At 49.9% G+C, this 3,205-nt stretch carries 2 rRNA genes; both read right to left on the reverse strand.

The annotated features are described in order from the left end of the window. Positions 1–103: 103 nt before the first annotated feature. A 5S ribosomal RNA gene (gene rrf / locus BKM32_RS16145) occupies positions 104–211 on the reverse strand. 87 nt (positions 212–298) lie between these two features. Further along, a 23S ribosomal RNA gene (locus BKM32_RS16150) occupies positions 299–3,118 on the reverse strand. Positions 3,119–3,205 lie beyond the last annotated feature (87 nt).

The raw sequence follows: 3,205 nt of genomic DNA on the forward strand, positions 1-3,205 counted from the left end.
CCCCGTATTAAACAGTTGGGGTTTTGTGTTATTTGAAGGGTATTGTTTTGGCAAGGTATATAAAAGCAAAAAGCCCCCAGCAAATCACTGCTGGGGGCTTCAAAAAAGGCGACGACCTACTCTCCCACGGGTGCAGTACCATCGGCGCTAACGGGCTTAACTTCTCTGTTCGGAAAGGTAAGAGGTGAGCCCCGTCGCTATAACCGCCTTAAATCGTCTGTCCATTTCTGGACCAATATCTTAACATAATGGAAACATATCCATGAAATATTTTTTTGCAACCTATAAAAAGAACGCGTACAATAAGCCTACGGGTTATTAGTACTACTCGGCTATGACATTACTGCCTTTACACCTGTAGCCTATCGACGTGGTCATCTTCCACGGCCCTTTAAAGAAATCTCATCTTGTGGTGGGTTTCGCGCTTATATGCTTTCAGCGCTTATCCCTTCCGAACGTAGCTACCCTGCAATGCCCCTGGCGGAACAACAGGTACACTAGAGGTTCGTCCAACTCGGTCCTCTCGTACTAGAGTCAGATCCACTCAAATTTCTAACGCCCACAGTAGATAGAGACCGAACTGTCTCACGACGTTCTGAACCCAGCTCGCGTGCCACTTTAATGGGCGAACAGCCCAACCCTTGGGACCTTCTCCAGCCCCAGGATGTGACGAGCCGACATCGAGGTGCCAAACCCCCCCGTCGATGTGAGCTCTTGGGGGAGATCAGCCTGTTATCCCCGGAGTACCTTTTATCCTTTGAGCGATGGCCCTTCCATGCGGAACCACCGGATCACTATGCTCTACTTTCGTACCTGATCGACCTGTATGTCTCTCAGTCAAGCTCCCTTATGCCATTGCACTCTGCGCACGGTTACCAAGCGTGCTGAGGGAACCTTTAGAAGCCTCCGTTACTCTTTTGGAGGCGACCACCCCAGTCAAACTACCCACCAAGCACTGTCCCCCAAAAAGGGGTTAGACTCTAGACAAGCAAAGGGTGGTATTTCAACAATGACTCCACAACGCCTGGCGACGCTGCTTCGAAGTCTCCCACCTATCCTACACATTACTTGTCCAAAGCCAATACTAAGCTATAGTAAAGGTTCACGGGGTCTTTTCGTCCCACTGCGGGTAATCGGCATCTTCACCGATACTACAATTTCACCGAGCTCATGGCTGAGACAGTGTCCAGATCGTTACACCATTCGTGCAGGTCGGAACTTACCCGACAAGGAATTTCGCTACCTTAGGACCGTTATAGTTACGGCCGCCGTTTACTGGGGCTTCATTTCAGATCTTCGCCGAAGCTAAACCCTCCACTTAACCTTCCAGCACCGGGCAGGTGTCAGGCCCTATACGTCATCTTTCGATTTAGCAGAGCCCTGTGTTTTTGATAAACAGTCGCCTGGACCTTTTCACTGCGGCCCCACCGGAGTGGGGCGACCCTTCTCCCGAAGTTACGGGTCAATTTTGCCTAGTTCCTTAGCCATGAATCTCTCGAGCACCTTAGAATTCTCATCCCAACTACCTGTGTCGGTTTGCGGTACGGGCTGCCTCGCTCGCTTTTCTTGGAAGTCGCTTCTCTGGATTATCACCTTGCCCGTAGGCTCAGTGTACTATCGAGGTGTTACCACTCTCTTCAACGCACTATTCCGTCAGTGCGCACCAAATATACGCCTCCGTCACTTTTGTTGCGGGCAGGTACGGGAATATTAACCCGTTGTCCATCCACTACCCCTTTCGGGTTCGCGTTAGGTCCCGACTAACCCTCAGCTGATTAGCATAGCTGAGGAAACCTTAGTCTTTCGGTGTGCGGGTTTCTCGCCCGCATTATCGTTACTTATGCCTACATTTTCTTTTGTAGCTCCTCCAGCATGCCTCGCGACACACCTTCAGCGGCACTACAATGCTCCCCTACCACTTTTAAAAGTCCATAGCTTCGGTAGTATGTTTATGCCCGATTATCATCCATGCCGAACCGCTCGACTAGTGAGCTGTTACGCACTCTTTAAATGAATGGCTGCTTCCAAGCCAACATCCTAGCTGTCTAAGCAGTTCAACCTCGTTTGTTCAACTTAACATACATTTGGGGACCTTAGCTGATGGTCTGGGTTCTTTCCCTCTCGGACATGGACCTTAGCACCCATGCCCTCACTGCTGACCAACATTTTATAGCATTCGGAGTTTGTCAGGAATTGGTAGGCGGTGAAGCCCCCGCATCCAATCAGTAGCTCTACCTCTATAAAACTAGATCAACGCTGCACCTAAATGCATTTCGGGGAGTACGAGCTATTTCCGAGTTTGATTGGCCTTTCACCCCTACCCACAGGTCATCCGAAGACTTTTCAACGTCAACCGGTTCGGGCCTCCACTGTGTGTTACCACAGCTTCACCCTGCCCATGGGTAGATCACACGGTTTCGCGTCTACCGCTACTGACTATGGTCGCCCTGTTCAGACTCGCTTTCGCTACGGATCCGGACCTGAAGCCCTTAACCTTGCCAGCAACGGTAACTCGTAGGCTCATTATGCAAAAGGCACGCCGTCACCCCAATGGGGCTCCGACCGCTTGTAGGCGTATGGTTTCAGGTTCTATTTCACTCCCCTGTTCGGGGTTCTTTTCACCTTTCCCTCACGGTACTGGTTCACTATCGGTCTCTCAGGAGTATTTAGCCTTACCGGATGGTCCCGGCAGATTCACACAGGGTTACACGTGCCCCGCGCTACTCAGGATACTGCTATCGATAACACGCTTTGCCTATACGGGACTATCACCCTCTATGGTCGCTCTTTCCAAAGCGTTCTAGTTCATTGTGCATCAAATGTCGCAGTCCTACAACCCCAACATTGCCGTAACAATATTGGTTTGGGCTAATCCGCGTTCGCTCGCCACTACTAACGGAATCACTTTTGTTTTCTCTTCCTCCGGGTACTTAGATGTTTCAGTTCCCCGGGTTCGCCTCCTTGCGGATAACATGTCTTCAACATGCTGGGTTGCCCCATTCGGATATCTGCGGATCAATTCGTATGTGCCGATCCCCGCAGCTTTTCGCAGCTTATCACGTCCTTCTTCGCCTCTGAGAGCCTAGGCATTCCCCATACGCCCTTGTTTAGCTTATTGTACTTTTTGTCTTTTTAATGAGTTACGTTATTGCTCGTTACAATAACATTTTATTTTTCATGTATATCTTTCCAATATGTCAATGAA

Source organism: Mangrovimonas sp. DI 80, assembly GCF_001975575.1.
Taxonomy (GTDB): Bacteria; Bacteroidota; Bacteroidia; order Flavobacteriales; family Flavobacteriaceae; genus Mangrovimonas_A; species Mangrovimonas_A xylaniphaga.